The 17,065-nt window shown below is 63.4% G+C and carries 14 protein-coding genes, 1 tRNA gene and 1 other RNA gene; 8 read left to right on the forward strand and 8 right to left on the reverse strand.

What is annotated here, in order from left to right; all coding sequences use genetic code 11:
* Positions 1–47 precede the first annotated feature (47 nt).
* A complete protein-coding gene (locus B5G28_RS02660) occupies positions 48–311 on the forward strand; it encodes an HPr family phosphocarrier protein (RefSeq protein WP_087246186.1) in 264 nt (87 codons plus the stop codon).
* 85 nt (positions 312–396) lie between these two features.
* Positions 397–2,244 (forward strand): excinuclease ABC subunit UvrC, encoded by a 1,848-nt coding sequence (uvrC, locus tag B5G28_RS02665; protein ID WP_087246187.1) that lies wholly within the window; start codon positions 397–399, stop codon positions 2,242–2,244.
* Positions 2,245–2,294: 50 nt separating this feature from the next.
* Here uvrC and B5G28_RS02670 read toward each other — a convergent pair whose 3' ends face one another.
* The 3 genes from B5G28_RS02670 to B5G28_RS02680 all read right to left on the reverse strand — a co-directional run bounded on the left by B5G28_RS02670 (position 2,295) and on the right by B5G28_RS02680 (position 3,874).
* Entirely contained in the window at positions 2,295–2,993 is a 699-nt protein-coding gene (locus B5G28_RS02670; protein WP_087246269.1) for a redoxin domain-containing protein, read from the reverse strand.
* Between the two features lie 330 nt (positions 2,994–3,323).
* Positions 3,324–3,528, reverse strand: a non-coding RNA gene (ssrS, locus tag B5G28_RS02675) — 6S RNA.
* 31 nt (positions 3,529–3,559) lie between these two features.
* Positions 3,560–3,874, reverse strand: coding sequence for a DUF1292 domain-containing protein (locus B5G28_RS02680; RefSeq protein ID WP_087246188.1), 315 nt, complete (start codon positions 3,872–3,874; stop codon positions 3,560–3,562).
* Between the two features lie 246 nt (positions 3,875–4,120).
* Here B5G28_RS02680 and B5G28_RS02685 point away from each other — a divergent pair, with 246 nt between their 5' ends.
* Positions 4,121–4,840 (forward strand): peptidylprolyl isomerase, encoded by a 720-nt coding sequence (locus tag B5G28_RS02685; protein WP_087246189.1) that lies wholly within the window; start codon positions 4,121–4,123, stop codon positions 4,838–4,840.
* Between the two features lie 3 nt (positions 4,841–4,843).
* Here the strand turns inward: B5G28_RS02685 and ruvX are convergent, their stop codons facing one another.
* Positions 4,844–5,275, reverse strand: coding sequence for a Holliday junction resolvase RuvX (gene ruvX / locus B5G28_RS02690; RefSeq protein WP_087246190.1), 432 nt, complete (start codon positions 5,273–5,275; stop codon positions 4,844–4,846).
* 102 nt (positions 5,276–5,377) lie between these two features.
* On the opposite strand from ruvX, the gene B5G28_RS02695 reads away from it, so the two are divergent.
* Both B5G28_RS02695 and B5G28_RS02700 read left to right on the forward strand, forming a co-directional pair.
* Complete coding sequence (locus B5G28_RS02695) at positions 5,378–8,725, forward strand: PD-(D/E)XK nuclease family protein (RefSeq protein WP_087246191.1); 3,348 nt, start codon at positions 5,378–5,380, stop codon at positions 8,723–8,725.
* The gene (locus B5G28_RS02700; RefSeq protein WP_087246192.1) at positions 8,722–12,372 is read left to right on the forward strand and encodes a UvrD-helicase domain-containing protein; all 3,651 of its coding nucleotides are present in this window, start codon (positions 8,722–8,724) and stop codon (positions 12,370–12,372) included. The genes B5G28_RS02695 and B5G28_RS02700 overlap by 4 nt, the downstream gene beginning before the upstream one ends.
* 58 nt (positions 12,373–12,430) lie before the next feature.
* Here B5G28_RS02700 and B5G28_RS02705 read toward each other — a convergent pair whose 3' ends face one another.
* Positions 12,431–13,024 (reverse strand): xanthine phosphoribosyltransferase, encoded by a 594-nt coding sequence (locus B5G28_RS02705; protein WP_087246193.1) that lies wholly within the window; start codon positions 13,022–13,024, stop codon positions 12,431–12,433.
* Between the two features lie 286 nt (positions 13,025–13,310).
* On the opposite strand from B5G28_RS02705, the gene B5G28_RS02710 reads away from it, so the two are divergent.
* A complete protein-coding gene (locus B5G28_RS02710) occupies positions 13,311–14,174 on the forward strand; it encodes a patatin family protein (RefSeq protein ID WP_087246194.1) in 864 nt (287 codons plus the stop codon).
* 60 nt (positions 14,175–14,234) lie between these two features.
* On the opposite strand, the gene B5G28_RS02715 is transcribed toward B5G28_RS02710, so the two are convergent.
* Both B5G28_RS02715 and B5G28_RS02720 read right to left on the reverse strand, forming a co-directional pair.
* Complete coding sequence (locus B5G28_RS02715; RefSeq protein ID WP_087246195.1) at positions 14,235–14,357, reverse strand: OadG-related small transporter subunit; 123 nt, start codon at positions 14,355–14,357, stop codon at positions 14,235–14,237.
* Between the two features lie 77 nt (positions 14,358–14,434).
* The gene (locus tag B5G28_RS02720) at positions 14,435–15,568 is read right to left on the reverse strand and encodes a sodium ion-translocating decarboxylase subunit beta (RefSeq protein ID WP_087246196.1); all 1,134 of its coding nucleotides are present in this window, start codon (positions 15,566–15,568) and stop codon (positions 14,435–14,437) included.
* 451 nt (positions 15,569–16,019) lie between these two features.
* On the opposite strand from B5G28_RS02720, the gene B5G28_RS02725 reads away from it, so the two are divergent.
* Both B5G28_RS02725 and B5G28_RS14370 read left to right on the forward strand, forming a co-directional pair.
* Positions 16,020–16,104 (forward strand) — tRNA-Tyr (locus B5G28_RS02725).
* A gap of 179 nt (positions 16,105–16,283) precedes the next feature.
* On the forward strand, positions 16,284–16,565 hold the full coding sequence (locus B5G28_RS14370; RefSeq protein WP_144265466.1) for a hypothetical protein: 282 nt from the start codon (positions 16,284–16,286) through the stop codon (positions 16,563–16,565).
* A 25-nt stretch (positions 16,566–16,590) separates the two neighbouring features.
* Here the strand turns inward: B5G28_RS14370 and B5G28_RS14925 are convergent, their stop codons facing one another.
* Positions 16,591–16,881: a transposase gene (locus B5G28_RS14925; protein WP_242967445.1), complete on the reverse strand. Its 291-nt coding sequence runs from the start codon at positions 16,879–16,881 to the stop codon at positions 16,591–16,593.
* Positions 16,882–17,065: the final 184 nt, after the last annotated feature.

Raw genomic sequence — 17,065 nt, forward strand, 5'->3', positions numbered from 1 at the left:
ATGCATTGCATCCATTCCAATACGACAATAGATAGGAGCGTTTTACTATGTATGTAAAAGAAGTTACCGTTGAGAATCAGGTCGGTCTGCATGCACGCCCCGCCACCTTCTTCATCCAGAAGGCCAATGAGTTTAAGTCTTCAATCTGGGTCGAGAAGGAAGAGCGCCGTGTGAATGCAAAGAGCCTGCTGGGCGTGCTCTCTCTGGGCATCGTGGGCGGCACCAGCATCCGCATCATTGCGGACGGCGCCGATGAGCAGGCTGCGGTCGATGCGCTGATCAAGCTGGTGGAGTCTGGCTTCGCAGAATAACCACAGCGAACATTGGGTATACGTTGGGGCGGACGGATGTTCCGCCCTTTTTGTTTTTGGTTTTTGACACAGGAGAGGTGACACCATGACCAAGGCCGAGCTGTACCAGAAAGCCTGTATGCTGCCGCTGCTGCCGGGGGTGTATATCATCCGGGACAAGGCGGATGAGATCATCTATATCGGCAAGGCCAAGCGGCTGCGGATTCGGGTCAGCCAGTATTTCCGGGAAGGGGTTCCCCACGACAACAAGGTCACCCAGATGATCGCCCACGCCTTCAGCTTTGACGTCATTGTCTGCCAGAGCGAGTTTGAAGCCCTGGTGCTGGAGGCCAGCCAGATCAAGGCCCACACCCCCAAATACAACATCCTGCTCAAGGACGGCAAGGGCTACTCCTATGTCAAGATCACCAAAGAGGAGTGGCCCCGCCTCTCCTTTGCCCTTCAGAAGGACGACGACGGGGCGGAGTATATCGGGCCCTACACTTCCAGCTTTGCGGCCCGGGAGATGGCCGAGAGCGCTATGGACGCCTTTCTGCTGCCCCGGTGCAACCGGCGGTTTCCCCAGGATATCGGGAAGGGGCGGCCCTGCCTCAACGCCCATATCGGCAAGTGCATGGGGGTGTGCAGCGGCAAAATCCGCTGTGAGGACTACAACCAGGCCGTCAAGGGAGCCATCCACCTGATCCGCTACGGCAAAAAGGACATCATCAAGACCCTCACCCGGCGGATGGAGGAGGCCTCCGAGCGTCTGGAATTTGAGACGGCGGCCCTGCTGCGGGATCAGATTGCCGCCATCACCAAGGTCACCGAGGGCCAGAAAGTGGTGGTGGATGAAAGCCTGGAGATGGACGTGGTGGCCCTGGCCGGCACGCCGGACAGCGCCTGTGTGGCGGTGCTGCGGTACCGTCAGGGGCGGCTGACCGACAAGCGGGAGTTTGTCTTTCACGACCGGTCGGACCTGGAGGAAATCCGGGAGGAGTTTCTGCCCCGGTACTACCTGGACGACGAAGAAATCCCCAAGGTCATTGCGGTGGACGCCCTGCCGGCGGACGCCGACGCCCTGCGCCAGGCCCTGAGCGAAAAGCGGGGCAGCGAGGTGCAGCTGTATGAACCCCAGCGGGGCGACAAGGCCCGGCTGGTGGAGATGGCCCATACCAATGCGGTGGAGCGGCTGGCCCGGGAGCGGGGCCGCACCGCCCGGGAACAGAAACTGCTGGACGAGCTGGCCCAGGTGCTGGGCCTGCCCGAGGCCCCCAAGCGGATCGAGAGCTACGATATTTCCAACTGGGGCGACGGGACCAGCGTCTGCGGCATGGTGGTTTTTCGGGACGGCAAGCCCAGCAAGGCCGACTATCGCCGGTTCAAGATGCGGACGGTGGCGGGCACCGACGACTATGCCTCTCTGGCCGAGACGGTGTCCCGGCGGGCAGGGGAGTATGTATCCCGCACCGCGGCGGGGGAGACCACCGGCTTTGCCGAAAAGCCCGACCTGCTGCTGATGGACGGCGGCCGGGGCCAGGTGAACGCCGCCAAGGAGGCCCTGCTGGGGACTCCGCTGGCGGATGTGCCCCTCTATGGCATGGTGAAGGACAACCACCACCGGACCCGGGCCATTGTGGACGGGGAAGGCCAGGAAATCGCCATCAACATGAACCGTGGCACCTTCACCTTCATCACCAACATTCAGGACGAAACCCACCGCTTCGCCAACGCCTACCGCAAACAGCAGATGCGCCAGAAGAGCTATTCCTCCACCCTGGTGCAGATTCCGGGAGTGGGGCCCAAGCTGGCCAAGGCCCTCATGAACCAGTTCGGCAGCGTGGGGGCGGTGCGGGCCGCGGAACCCGAGGCCCTGGCCCAGACCCCCGGCGTGGGGGACAAGCTGGCCGCCGAAATTTACGCCTGGTTCCGGCGGGAGGAAGCCGGCGAATAAACGGACAAAAAGAAAGCGGGCTCCCTGGGGTCAGGGGGCTCGCTTTTGGTTTAGTCGAACAGTTTGCCGATGGCGTCCTCCTCCTCGGACAGGTCCCCGGCCAGATCGGGCAGGGTGAGGGTTTCGTCCGAGTGGGGGCTGGCTTTGGGCTTGGGCTTGGCGGGGGCACTGTCCTCCTCCGCCGCCTGGGCCTGGGCCCGGCGGGTCAGCTCGCAGACCTCGTCGCAGAGGGTGTAGATGGCCCCGCAGTCCCCCGGCATGTCGGTGAGGTTGCGGCCGTAGTGGGTGAACAGGATGGCCCCTTCCGGGCCCACCACCAGGGTCAGGGGGAGAAGCTGGGGCGCCTTGCGGTCGTAGGGCTGGTTTTTGGCCTGGGCGCTGCGGAGAATCCGCTGGGCCTCAAAACTCCAGTTCAGCAGGCCGGCGGTCTCCACTCCCATGAAGTTGTACAGCACGCCGGGCCGGTCGCAGATGAGGGTGAAGGGCAGGTCCCGCCCTTCCAGGGTCTGGGCCACGTGCTGGGGGCTGCTGCGGACCACGCAGGCCAGTTTGATCCCCTTCAGGTCCTTCAGACTCTGGACGTAGCGGGTGATGTAGGCCCGGGTGATGGGGTGGTCAAAGGCGGGCAGAAAGATCATCACCAGCGGTTTTTCCCCGCCGCACAGGTCGAAAAAATCGTTGCCCGGCGACGAGGGGGTGTCGTAGGTGAAACGGGGGATCGAGGTACCGGCCAGATGATCGGTCCGCATGATGCACACATCCTTTCCTGCTTTTTCATTTTTCAAAAAAGCCTTTCCGGCGCATCGCGGAAAACTTCTCGGCGCCGTCACCTCCGGCAGGGCCGCACCGCGGAACCCTGCGCGTGACGGGGCGCGTATGACTTCTCAGATACACCCAGGAAAAACCCAAATCCGTCCGGCCGTGCACGGGAAAAGGGAGATTGTGCAAGCCGGGTCCAACCGCAAGGAATGCCGGCGAAAGGGGAGCGTGTTCCCCTCATCCACCGCCCGCAGCCGCCGCAAAGCCGCGGACAGATAACAAAAAAAGCCGGAACAACAGTTCCGGCTGTATGCCTAAAAAAGAATCCCGCCCGGTCGTCTGCGGATGAATCAAACCTACCCTTACGGACAGGTGGGTGCCCTGCCAATGGTTTCATGCTCCCGCATCGAGCCTCCAGGGTGGACCCTGACGGGGCGGTCTGCAATCCCCCACCGGACTCCAGGCTCCCGATGGATGATTAGTAGGATCATATATTCCGCAACAAGTCGTGCCGGGCAGGATTACTGCCGGGTTGGGGGCCGGCCCGGTGGAGGGCTCAGCCGATGTCGAAGCTGTCGCTCAGACGCTTCTCAAACAGAGCGCCGACTTCCATCAAGGTTTCGTCGTCGTCCACCACGTCGAGGTACTCGCCGTCGGCGTCCTCGCCGACGCTGAGGATCACCAGCTGGGCGTCCTCGTCGATGTCCTCTTCGTTCTCAACATATTCCACGACGGCCAGATAATGGACGCCCTTGTGGTCCAGCGCATCAATCACCTCAAAGGTAATTTCGTTGCCGTTCTCGTCCTCGAGGGTCATCAGGTCGGGCTCGTATTCGTTCTCAGCCCCGGGGGTCTTCATTTCCTCAGCCATCGTTCCAAACTCCAGTCTATGAATGCACATCTGGGACCGTTGTGCGGTCCCCGTCCTGCATATAGTGTAGCGTTTTTTGGCCGCCTCGTCAAGATGGTAAATCATGAAAAACGGTTTTTTGCAGTTTTCACACAAGTGCCCTCGCGCCGGGGGGCGTTCTGTGGTATACTGAACATCAAACAGCCGGTGCAGATCCGGCCTTGTCCATGGGCTGCATGGTACATGATATGACGCAAGGAGAAAAGTATGTCTGGTAAATGGAAACGGGCCGCGCTGGCCCTTGTCTTGGTGCTGGGTCTGAGCCTGGCGGGCTGCCAGAAGGGCAGCTCCGGCCCGGCCGGGGGCGGGATCAAACGCCCCGAGACCATCGAATCCGCCGAGCTTCAGTTCACCCATCCGGTGTCGGGGGATACGGTAGCGGTGTTCGATACGTCCGCCGGGGTGTTCCGGGCGGTGCTCTTCCCTGAGGAAGCTCCCCAGGCCTGCGCCAACTTTGTGGGCCTGGTCCAGGCCGGGTACTACAACGGCCTGACGGTGACCCGGGTGGAGTCGGGCTTTGTGGTGGAGGCAGGGCAGGACGCTGCCGGCGGTTCCACCACCATCTGGAACGGCAATGGCTACCCGCCGGAATACACCGACAAGCTCCACCACTATTCGGGGGCCCTGTGCGCCGCCATGACCGACGCCGGGGAGGGCGGCAGCGTCTTTTATGTGGTCCAGACCGCCCCCGGCATGGAGCAGGAGCTGCTGGACCAGATGACGGCCCAGGGCTGGCGCCAGGAAATCATCGACGCCTATACCGCTGCCGGCGGTGCGCCCTATCTGGACTACACCGACACGGTGTTCGGCCAGGTGTATGAGGGGATGGAGGTGGTGGACGCCATCGGCGCTGCCGCCGTGGACGAAAACCAGGTCCCCGCCGAGGCCATCACCATCAACAGCGTCACCCTGGAAACCTATCCGTAAATCTTATTCCTCGCCGGGGTGGTTTTTCCGCCAGGCCAGGTAATTTTCCAGAATCACCGAGGCGCTCACCGAGTCCAGAATGGCCTTCCGCTTTTTGCCGAAGGTGCCGCTCTCGCTCAGGAAACCGGCGGCGGTGATGGTGGTCTGGCGCTCGTCCCACATCCGGACGTGCAGGCCGCTCATCTCTGCCACCATGTCCCCCAGCTTGCGGCTTTTCTGGGCCCGGGCTCCCTCGGTGCCGTCCATATTCCGCGGCAGGCCGATGACAATCAGCCCGGCGCGGTTTTCTTTGGCCGCCTCGCAGATTTTGGCCGCCACTTTGGCCATGGCCTTTTCTTCGATCTGGGGCTTGATGGGGGTGGCCAGGATTTCGCTGGGGTCGCAGACCGCCAGCCCGGTGCGGCTGTCGCCGTAATCAACTGCTAAAATTTTCATCGGAACGCTCCTTTGCTTTTTGCTTTGCAGGCCTATTCTACCACATCCGCCGCAGGCGGCGCAATGGGGCGTTTTCTTTGGACCAAAGGGAGGTATTGCGCCATGCTGAAACTGGTGTTGGGAGGCTCGGGCAGCGGAAAAACCAGCTGGCTCTACGCCCGTCTGGCCGAGCGGGCCGCCCGGGGAGAGTACAGCATCCTGCTGGTGCCGGAACAGTTCACCTCCTCCACCGAGGGCCGCATCTACCGGGAACTGGGGGACGAGGGCTCGGGCTATGTGGAGAGCTTTTCCTTCACCAGTCTGGCCGAACGGATTCTGTCGGAGGAGGGCGGCTCTGCCGTCCAGACCCTCACCGACGCGGGCCGGGTCACCCTGGTGCGCCGCGCCCTGGAAGAACTGCAGGACAACGTCCACTACTATTACCGCCACCGCCACAGCGCGGCCTTCTGCCAGCTGGCCGCCGAGACCATCGACGAGCTGAAAAGCGCCGGCGTCACCGGGGAGGACTTTGCCCGTCTGGCCCAGGGCTGCGGCCCCGAGAGCGGGCGGCTGGGGGAGCTGGCCCTGATTTATGAGGGATACGAGACCCTGCTGGCCCAGACCGGCATGGACCCCTCCGACCGGATTCAACTGGCGGCGGACCGTCTGGAAGCCGCCCTGGCCGAGGGCCGGATGCCGTCCTTTCTGGAGGGCCGGGCGGTGTTCATCGACGAATTCGACACCTTCAACGCCCCCAAACAGCGGCTGATGGGGGCCATGCTGGCGGCGCTGCCCCAGGTGACGGTGGCCCTGTGCGACGACGGATCCCCCGCCGAACCCGGGGATTTGAGCCTCTTTTCGGGCGCCAAGGGGGTGGGGGCCCAGCTGCGGCGTCTGGCCCGGAAAAACGGGTCGGAGGTAGCGGTGCCCCTGCTGCTGAAACAAGACCTTCGCCATCAGGACGCCCCCTCCCTGGCGGCTCTGGGAGAGCTGCTGGCCGCCGGCCGCTGTACCCCGCCGCCGGGGCCGGCGGGAGAAATCCGGCTTTATCCGGCCCCCAGCCGGGAGGAGGAAGCCCGGGCCGCCGCCGGCGCCATCCGGCGTCTGATGGCCCAGGGAGTCCGCTGCGGCAAAATCGCGGTGGTCTGCCGGGACCTGGACAAGTACCGGGCCGCCGTGCGGTATGAATTCCGGATGGCGGGGATTCCCCTCTGGTGCGACGAGGCCACCACACCGGCCTTCAGCGCCCCGGCGGCGGCCGTCACCGCCCTGCTGGAACTGGTCCGTGGGGCGGACTACACCGAACAGCTGTCGGCCCTGGTGAAAACCGGGCTGACCCGCCTGCCGGAGGACCGGGTCTGCGCCCTGGAAAACTACGCCTATACCTGGTCGCCCCGGGCGTCGGAATGGCGGGAGGAATTCAAAAAGAGCCCCCGTGGCTTCGGCGGCGAAAAGCTCACCGCCGAGGAACAGGATAACCTGAAAAAGGCCGAGGAGGCCCGGGCTTTTCTGATGGGGCCCATCGAGACCCTGCGAAGCCGCTGCCGGGAGGCCAGTGCGGAACAAATCAGCAAGGCCCTGTGGTTCTGCCTGGAGGCCCTGGGGGCCGAGGAGGCCCAGAACCAGCAGGTGGAAGCCTTGCGGCTGGTCCGGGGCATCCCGGCCGCCGAGGAGGCTGCCCGGGAGTGGAACGTGGTGATGGACCTGCTGAACCAGATGGCCCAGCTGCTGGGCAGCGAGACGGTGGCCCCGGCGGAATACGCCGAGCTGTTCGGGCTGCTGCTGCGCTCCTCCGACCTGGGACATATCCCCCAGACCCTGGACGCCGTCATGCTGGCCTCGGCGGGCAAGATGCGTCTGGACGCCCCGGACTATGTCTTTGTGCTGGGGGTGGCAGAAGGGGAATTCCCCGCCGCGCCGGGCCAGACCGGCCTGCTGACCCACGCCGACCGGGATGCCCTGATGCGGCAGGAAATTGAGCTGCCCGACTGCTTTGAAAACCGTGTGGTCCGGGAACAGGTCTGCTTTTACAAGGCCATGACCGCCCCTGCCAGGGGGCTGTGGATCAGCTGGCCCAAGGGGGCGGGGCTGACCCTGTCGGCGGCGGCCCAGCCCATCGCCGACGCGCTGAACCCGCCTGCCCCCGACCTGACCCTGCTGGATATGGCGGCCACCCCCGGCAGTGCGCTGGACTGTCTGGGGGGCGGCTGGCCCCTCACCGACATCGAGCGGGCCAGCCTGACCCAGGCTCTGGCGGGCAGCGGCAGCGCCGGCCTGGACCTTTTGACCCGGATGGCCCAGAACCCGCCCCATCACATCCAGGACCTGGCGGCCCTGGGCGGACTGCTGGGGCTGGAGCTGGCCATTTCGCCCAGCCAGATGGAAGCCTATTCCAACTGCCCCTATGGCTATTTTCTGCGGTATGTGCTGGGCCTCAAGCCCCGCAAGAAAGCCCGGCTCTCGGCGGACCAGAGCGGCACCCTGATGCACTGGGTGCTTCAGATGGCGCTGGACCCTCATCCCGGCCCCGACAACCCCTGCAAGGGCGCTCTGCCCGCGCCCTTTGCCCAGCTGACCGACAGCCAGCTGGGGGCATTGGCGGCGGGACTGGTGGATGAATATGCCCGGCGGTATCTGCCCGAGGACACCGCCCGGCTTCGGTATCTGCTCTCCCGGCTGAAAAAGAGCATGGCCTCCCTGCTGTGTTATCTGCGGGACGAGCAGGCCCAGAGCAGCTTTTCCCCGGCGGCCTGCGAGCTGAAAATCGGCGCGGGAGCCGGCGCCGTCCAGCCCCAGACCTATCATTTGTCCAACGGGCGGACGGTGCGGCTGATCGGCACGGTGGACCGGGCCGACGAATGGGTGGAACAGGACGGCACCCGCTGGGTGCGGGTGGTGGACTACAAGACCGGCACCAAAAAGCTGGATCTGAAAGAAGTCTACTGCGGCCTGGACTGCCAGATGCTGCTGTACCTGTTCAGCCTGACCCGGGACGAGCAGGGCCGCTTTGCGGGGGCGGAGCCGGCGGGTGTGCTCTACCTGCTGGCCGATCCCAACCCCTCCACTGCGGCCCGGGCCGCCGCCGGTCCGGCCGCCCCCTGTCAGCTGGACGGCCTGGTGCGGGACGAGGAAAAACTCTTTGACGCCATGGACCCCGAAAAGACCGGGCGGTATCTGCCCTTCACCTGGGTGAACGGCAAGCCCAGTCCCTGGCAGAAGGCCCGGCGGGCCGACGCCGCCAAGCTGAACCGCATCGAGGCCCACCTGGACAACCTGGTCACCGGCATGGGAGAGCGGCTCTATGGAGGCGAGATCGGGGCCGCGCCCCTGATTGCAGGGCGGAGCCCCTGCCAGTGGTGTGACTACGGGTTTGTCTGCTGCCACGAGCTGGGCCAGGACGAGCGGATTGTGAAAGACCTGGCCCCCGACAAGCCCTTTGAAGAAACCGAAGGAGAGGAGGAAGCGCCATGACCCCCCAATGGACACCGGCCCAGCAGGCCGCCATCCAAGACCGGGGCGGCGGGCTGCTGGTCAGTGCGGCGGCAGGCAGCGGCAAGACCGCTGTGCTGACCGAGCGGGCGGTGCGGCTCATCACCGACCCCCACCACCCGGTGGACGCCGACCAGCTGCTGATCGTCACCTTTACCAATGCGGCCGCCGCCGAGCTGCGGGCCCGCATCGGGGAAAAGCTGCTGGGGCTCAGCCAGGCAGACCCTGCCAACGGCTGGCTTCGCCGCCAGCGGATGCTGCTGCAGCGGGCTCCCATCTGCACCATCGACGCCTTCTGTCTGGATCTGCTGCGGCGGCACTTTGAGGCGCTGGACATCCCGCCCGACTTTGTCCCCGCCGACGCCGGCAGCGTCCAGGTATTGCGGGAGGCGGCCCTGGCCGACACCCTGGAACAGGCCTGCCAAAACCCCGACTTCTGCGCCTTTGCCGACCTGTACGGCAAGGGCCGCAGCGACGATGCGGCGGGCCGGGCGGTGCTGCAGGTCTATGACTTCCTGCGGGCTCTGCCCGACTACCACAAAAAGATGGACGAGATGCTGGCCCCCTGGCAGCAGGAGGGCAGCTTTGGATCGTCGTCGTGGCATGATTTGCTGTTGGAGCTGGCCGGACAGCGGGCCCGGGCGGCCTGCGGGCTGCTGCGGGCAGCCTTTGCTGACTGCCGGGCCGACCTGGAAGAGGAGCGGGCCCGGGCGGAGGAGAGCAAAAAGACCGCCGCGGCCCGGGCTTCTGCGGCCGCCAAAGTCAACGATAAATTTGCCGAGCCCCTGGAACGGCTGGAATCGGCCCTGACTCTGTTGGAGCGGGTGGAACAGCTGGCCGGGGCGGGGGAATGGGAGGCCCTGTACGACCTGCTGACCCCCTATGTGCTGGGAATGGAGCCGGAGCCGGGCCTGAAAGGGATGAAAGGCCGTCTGGCCGGTCCCCGGAAGGCCGCCGTCCGCACCCGTGCCAACGAGGCGGCGGGATTGTTCGGGGAAATCCTGGACCTGATCCCCTGCAGCGAGGCCGAGGCCGAACAGGACCGGGCCCTGGCCGCCCCCCGTCTGGCGGCCCTGATGGAGGCGGTGCGGGACTTTGACGCCCGGTTCAGCGCCAAAAAGCAGGAGCGGAAGCTGCTGGAATTCAGCGACTTTGAGCACCTGGCCCTGAAACTTCTCCGGGGCCCCGACGGCCGGCCTACCCCTCTGTGCGAGGGTATTCGGGCGGGCTATGGCGCGGTGATGGTGGACGAGTACCAGGACACCAACGCCCTCCAGGACGCCCTGTATGCCTGTCTGGCGGCCCCCGACGGGGGCAATCTGTTCCTGGTGGGCGACCTGAAACAGAGCATCTACCGGTTCCGCCAGGCCGACCCGGCCATCTTCCGGGAAAAATTGGAGACCTGGCCCCCGCTGCCCGGCGGGCGGGCCCGCCCGGAGCCCGATGGCCCCGCCCAAAACGCCATGCTGGCCCTGGACGCCAACTTCCGGTCGGCCCCGGCGGTGGTGGAGGGGGTCAACTTCTTCTTTGAGCAGCTCATGAGCCCCGATCTGGGCGATACCGCCTATGGAGAGGGCCAGCGGCTGGTCTGCGGCGCTCCGGGGGAATACCAGGGCGCGGTGGAGGCCTGTCTGCTGCCCGACGACGAGCAGGAGACCGACGCCGCATGGATTGCCGGGCGGATTGAGGCCCTGGTGGCGGCGGGAGAGCCGGTGCGGGAGGGCAGTTCCACCCGGCCGGTGCGGTATGAGGACTGCTGCATCCTGCTGGCGGCCCGGGCGGAATTTCCGGTGTACACCCGGGCCCTGGCGGACCGGGGCATCCCGGTCTATGCCGACGCCCGGGAAAACCTCTTTGAAGCGCCCCACATCCGGCCCCTGGTGGCCCTGCTGAAAATCATCGACAATCCCGCCCAGGACATCTACCTGGCGGCGGCCATGCTGGGGCCCGTCTTTGGCTTCACCGACGACGAGATGGTGAAACTCCGGGCCCGCAAACGAGGCGGCAGCCTCTACGGCGCGGTGGCGGAAGTGGCCGCCGGGGAGGGAGAGGACGCCTTTTCCTGCCGGGTGCGGGGCTTTTATGCCCGGCTTACCGAGCTGCGGCGGATGGCCCGCAGCATGCCGGCGGAACGGCTGCTGGAGGAGATTTTCGCCTCCACCGGCTATCTGGCTGCCCTGGGCGCCATGGAAAACGGCCAGCGGCGCCGGGAGGATGCCCGGCGGTTTGCGGCCTTCTGCGCCGGGGCGGGCAGCGGGGGCATTTCGGCCCTGGTCCGCTCCATCGAGGCGGCCAGCGACGCCGGCGGCGAGACCGGCGACACGGTGCCCGGGGCGGCCCGGCCCGGCTGCGTCACCATTATGACCATCCACCGGTCCAAGGGCTTGCAGTTCCCGGTGGTCTTTCTGGCCGACACCGCCCGGAAGTTCAACGCCGCCGACCTGCGGGAGCCGGTGCTCCTCCACCGGGTCTACGGCGCGGGCCTGCGGCTGCGGCAGGAGGGGGGCGAGCTGTACAAGACGGCGGCCTATACCGCCCTGGCCGCCGTCCACGAGCGGGAAATGCGCAGCGAACAGATGCGGCTGCTGTATGTGGCCCTGACTCGGGCCCAGGACCGTCTGATTCTGACCCTGCCTCTGGGGATAACCCGCACGGCCAATCCTCTGGAAAAGGCCGCGGCCTTCCTGGCGGCGGATGCGGGCCCGGTGCTGTACAGCCAGTGCAATTCCTTTGCGGGATGGCTGCGGGCCGCGCTGCTGGTCCATCCCAACGGCGGCCCCCTGCGGCGGCAGGCGGGGGATTTACAGCTGCCCTTTGTCCGGACCGACAGCGTCATCACCCTGACCATCCCCGACCCGGCCCAGCCGGTGGCCCCGCCGGAGCCCCCTGCACCTGTCCCGGCGGACCCCGCCCTGGCGGCGGCTTTGCGGGACAATTTTGCGTGGCAGTACCCGGCGGCAGGACTGGCGGCGGTGCCCGCCAAGGTCAGCGTCACCAGCATCGTTCACAAGGCGGGGGAGGTCACGTTGGAGCGGCCCGCCTTCCTGGCCAAGGACGGCCTGTCCGCCGCCGAGATGGGCACCGCCCTCCATGCCTTTATGGAGCACGCCGACTTTGACGCGCTGGCCGGACCCTCCCGGCAGGGCGGCCAGGCCCTGGACCAGGCCCTGGCTGCCGAGCGGGACCGCCAGACCGGGGCCCGGCTCACCGCCCCCGAAATCGCCCAAAAGCTGGACATTGCCCGGCTGGCCCGGTTCTTTTCGGGGGAGGCCTTCGGGCGGGTGCTGGCGGCGGAAAAAGTCCTGCGGGAGTACGCCTTCATCACGGCTCTGCCGGCGGGGGCGGTGCTGGCTGCCCAGGGCCAGGCCCCCGAGGAAATGCCCCCCGCCGTCCGGGGGGAACAGGTGCTGGTGCAGGGCATCGCGGATATCCTGCTGGTGTTCCCCGATCATCTGGAACTGCTGGACTACAAGACCGACCGGGGCAAGACCGAGGCCGAGTTTCTGGCGGCCTACCGCCCCCAGCTGAACCTCTACGCCCTGGCGGTGGAAAAACGCTTTGCGCCCCGCAAAGTCACCTATAAGGGGATCTATTCCTTCGCCCTGGGCCGCCTCATTGACGCCGATTGAGACAAAAAGAAAACTCCGTGCCTTCCCTCTGGGGGAAACACGGAGTTTTTTGCATTTCTCAGCTCTGGTGGGGCTGGGGACGGAAGACCACTTCGCCGGTGGCGGCGTCCATGGACTCCACAATGGCCAGGGACTCCAGCTGGATGCCCCGGGCGCGGACCAGATCGCCGCCCGGCTGGAAGCCCTTTTCCACGGCGATGCCGATGCCTTCCACCGTGGCGCCGGCCTCCTGGGCCAGGGTCAGCAGGCCCATCAGGGCGCAGCCGTTGGCGAGGAAGTCGTCCACGATCAAAACATGATCGTTGGGGGTCAGGAACTTTTTGGAGACAATCACGTTGTAAATCTTCTTGTGGGTGAAGGACTGGATCTGGGTCTCGTAGTTGTCATAGTCCAGATTGATGCTCATGGCCTTCTTGGCAAAGACCACCGGCACGTTCAGCTCGCTGGCCACAATGGCTGCGATGCCGATGCCGCTGGCCTCGATGGTCAAGACTTTGTTGATGGGCTTGCCGGCGAACAGCCGCTTCCACTCCCGGGCCATCTCCCGGAACAGGGGAATGTCCATCTGGTGGTTGATGAAGCTGTCGACCTTCAGCACTCCGCCCTCGCGGATGATGCCGTCTTTGCGGATGCGCTCTTCCAAAAGTTTCATGGCCTGGTTCCTCCCTCCGCCTGACGGCGGTTTCACTTCTTCTCTCAATACACAACAGTATACCGGATTGCGGCAGGGGTGGCAATAGGTTTTTGCGCGAAAATTTTACAAAAACCGCGCCTTTTTACAGCCCCCTTTTGGGCGGGGGCCTCTTGTACTTTTGCCGGTTTTTGATTATACTTGTGGTCAACGGAGAAAACATTTTCCGGGCGGGGGCTTCACACGGCCCGCCGCCGCAACGACAGCCGGCGGGGCTGCCCGCCGTCACAGAGGGGGAGAGCAGATCATGAAAACCGGATTGGTTTTGGAAGGCGGCGCCATGCGCGGCATGTTCACAGCGGGCGTCACCGATGTTTTGATGGAACACAACGTCACCTTTGACGGGGCGGTGGGCGTTTCGGCCGGGGCGGTGTTTGGCTGCAACTACAAGTCGCACCAGCCCGGACGGGTTATCCGCTACAATCTGGCCTACTGCAACGACAAGCGCTACGCCAGTATGCACAACCTGCTGCACACAGGCGACTTGTACAGCGAGCAGTTCTGCTACCACGATATCCCGGAAAAGCTGGACCCGTTTGACACCGAGACGTTTGCGGCGTCCCCGATGGAATTCTTTGTGGTGTGCACCGAGCTGCGGACCGGCGACCCCGTCTATCACAAGTGCCGCACCGGCAGCGAGGAGGACCTGAAATGGATGCAGGCCTCCGCCTCCATGCCCCTGGCGGCCCGCACAGTGAAGATCGGACCCCACCGCCTGCTGGACGGAGGGATTGCGGACTCCATCCCGGTTCGGTTCCTGGAATCCATCGGCTACAAAAAGAACCTCATCATCCTGACCCAACCCAAGGGCTTTGAGAAAAAGAAAACCAAGTTCCTGCCCATCATCCGGGCCCGGTACGCCCGCTATCCGGCCTTTGTGGCCGCGGCGGCCGACCGCCACGAGCGCTACAACGAGACTCTGTCCTATATCTCGATGCTGGAGGAGGCCGGCGACGCCTATGTGATCCGCCCGCCCATCCCCCTGGAGATCGGCGCCATGGAGCGGGACCCCCGGGAGCTGCAGCGGGTCTATGACACCGGCCGCGCCGTGGCCGAAAAGCAGCTGGACCAGATCCAGACCTTCCTGCTGCGGGCCAAAGCGGAGCTGTAAAATCCTAAACGAAAAAATCCCGTGTCCCTTTGGGGGACACGGGATTTCTTTTGCGTTTGCTTACCGGTTGGACAGCTTGCCCAGCAGGGTGATGACCAGGATGATGGCCACAATCACGATAAAGATGCCCACCATGCCGATCAGCATCATCGGCAGGGTCTGGGACAGGGAAGCGAAGTTCATATGCAAAGCCCTTTCTTATGGTAACATGGAGAGGCCGGGCCCGCCGCAGGCAGGCGCCGGGACAGCGGGACGGAGGATCAGACCCCCATCAGGGCCAGCAGCAGGCCGCCGGCGATGACGGAAGCGATCTGACCCGAGACGTTGACGCTGATGGAGTACATCAGCAGGAAGTTCTGGTTGTCCTCGGCCAGGCCCATCTGGTTGACCACACGGCCGCTCATGGGGAAAGCCGAAATGCCGGCTGCGCCGATCATGGGGTTGACCTTTTTGCCCTCGGGCAGGAAGATGTTCAGAACCTTGGCGAAGATGACGCCGCCGGCGGTGTCAAAGACAAAGGCGAACAGGCCCAGAGCCAGGATCAGCAGGGTGTCGGGGCGGACGAACTTGTCGGCGGTCATCTGGCTGGCCACGGTCATGCCCAGCAGGATGGTGATGAGGTTGGCCAGGGCGTTCTGGGCGGTCTCGCTGAGGGAGTTCAGGACGCCGCACTCACGCAGCAGGTTGCCGAACATCAGGAAGCCTACCAGAGCCACGCTGGCGGGGGCCACCAGGCCGGCCAGGATGGTGACCACCACGGGGAACAGGATGCGGGTGGTGCGGCTGACGCTGCCCTTCTGGTAGGACATGCGGATGCAGCGCTCTTTCTTGGTGGTCAGGGCGCGGATGACAGGGGGCTGAACGATGGGCACCAGGGCCATGTAGCTGTAGGCGGCCACCATGATGGGTCCCAGATAGTCGGACATCAGGGTGTTGGCCACGAAGATGGCGGTGGGGCCATCGGCTGCGCCGATGATGGCGATGGAAGCGGCGTCCTTCAGGGGGAAGAACAGACCCGCGATGCACAGGGTGAAGAAGATGCCGAACTGGGCCGCAGCGCCGAACAGCATCAGCCAGGGCTTCTCCAGCAGGGGGCCGAAGTCGATCATGGCGCCGATGCCGATGAACAGCAGCAGGGGGAACAGCTCGTTGGACATGCCTGCCTCAAACAGAACCGACAGGGGGCCTTCGGTGTCGCCCTGGGTGATGGCGCCCGACAGGGGCAGGTTGACGAGAATGGTGCCGAAGCCCATGGGCAGCAGCAGGCTGGGCTCCATTTTTTTGGCAATGGCCAGATAGATCAGCAGACCGCCGACGACCCACATCACCAGCATCTGCCAATTCAGGTTCCCGAAGTTCGAGAACAGCTCCAGGAATTGTTCGAGAAAATTCATTGTTTCCAAAATACCTCCTTCACGGTTTGAGCGGACCGCGGCGAAGGCTGGGAACGGACGGCTGTTTTTGCACAACAAAAAAGACCCGTCAGCCGCTGCCGTCCAGGCAGATGCCCGCGGGGGGAGATAAAACCCCTCGTCCAACCTTGTCGCCGCTGACATTATTATAAAGTACAGCTTGAAAAAACACAAGAGAAAACAGGATTTTGTCGGCGGAAAGGGGCCTGGGCAAAAAACCGAAAAATACCCGTTGACAAAATCTGCCTTCGGTGATAAAATAAGCAAGCGGTCCGGAAAACCACGGCAGCGCAGGGGGAGAGTTAAATGTCTTCCCAAAGGGTTCCGACAGAAATCCAAAAGAAATCTGAAAAAACTCTTGACAAGGCGCTTCACCTGTGGTAGAATAAATGAGTCGTCCGGCAAACGAAACGGACACCGCAAAAATGAATATGGGCGTGTTCCCGAGTGGCCAATGGGGACAGACTGTAAATCTGCTGCTTAATGCTTCGGTGGTTCGAATCCACCCGCGCCCACCAAATCAGAAAAATCCGAACCTTTTTCCTGTGGGAGAAGGGTTCGGATTTTTTGTTTTCCTGGGCGAACTGAATCAGGGCATCTCTCCAAAAGCGCAGTGAGCTTGATTTATTTCATTTCGGTTTGAAAAAGATGTTCATGAAAGAAACGTATGGGGAATTTCCAAGGGGATTAAGATAAGATGATAAACGGAAGTGCAAATGAATTTGTAGATAGAATTTCCACATGCCAGGATACCGTATTTATCTATAAAGGTAGAAAGTATTGGTTTCAGGGATATATGCCCAATGAAAACACTGTCCATATGGAAATTTCTCAAACCGATCCTGATGCGGAAGACTGTGTTTGGGAATACAACGGTTCGTCCATCAAGGAAGGCCAGGAAGAGTTTCAAACTGCCCCTATTTTCGATGGGAAGACTTTTTGGGAAGTCGAGCAGGAAATGGAATGGGTGGATTGCTGATCGTACGGACACATCGAAAGCTAGATTAGGCTGGCTTATCTTCTTTGTTCAAAATAAAAAGGGTGCGTCCCGAAGGATGCACCCAAACTGAAAAAAGCTGTGTATGGATATCAGGGCGTTCCCCGTTGGGAACGTCCTGCTTTTCTTTTGCCGAACAGCGGGCCTGTTCTGCCTGCCATGCGGCAAATGCTTTCTGGTCCTCCTCGTTGTTGAAGCTTTCCAGAATCGCCGGATAAAAACATCGGGCCAGTTGCTCGATGACTTCGTCTGGGTAGCAAGAATGGTTTAGAGCTTTTTTCTTTTTGTTCAACGACACCTCCTGTTCTGGTCCACACACCCAGTTAATACGGGATCTTGAAATCCCAAGTGTGGAAAAGCTGGCCCCTATCCTTTGGAAGCCGGAAAAATTACAAGCAGGAATGCAAAAATACCCGCCCGATCCGCCCTACCCGCCCGGAACCGCCCTTCTGGGCGGATGATAGGGCGGCAAAACAAAAAGC

It is taken from the genome of Faecalibacterium sp. An77, assembly GCF_002161315.1.
Taxonomy (GTDB): domain Bacteria; phylum Bacillota; class Clostridia; order Oscillospirales; family Ruminococcaceae; genus Faecalibacterium.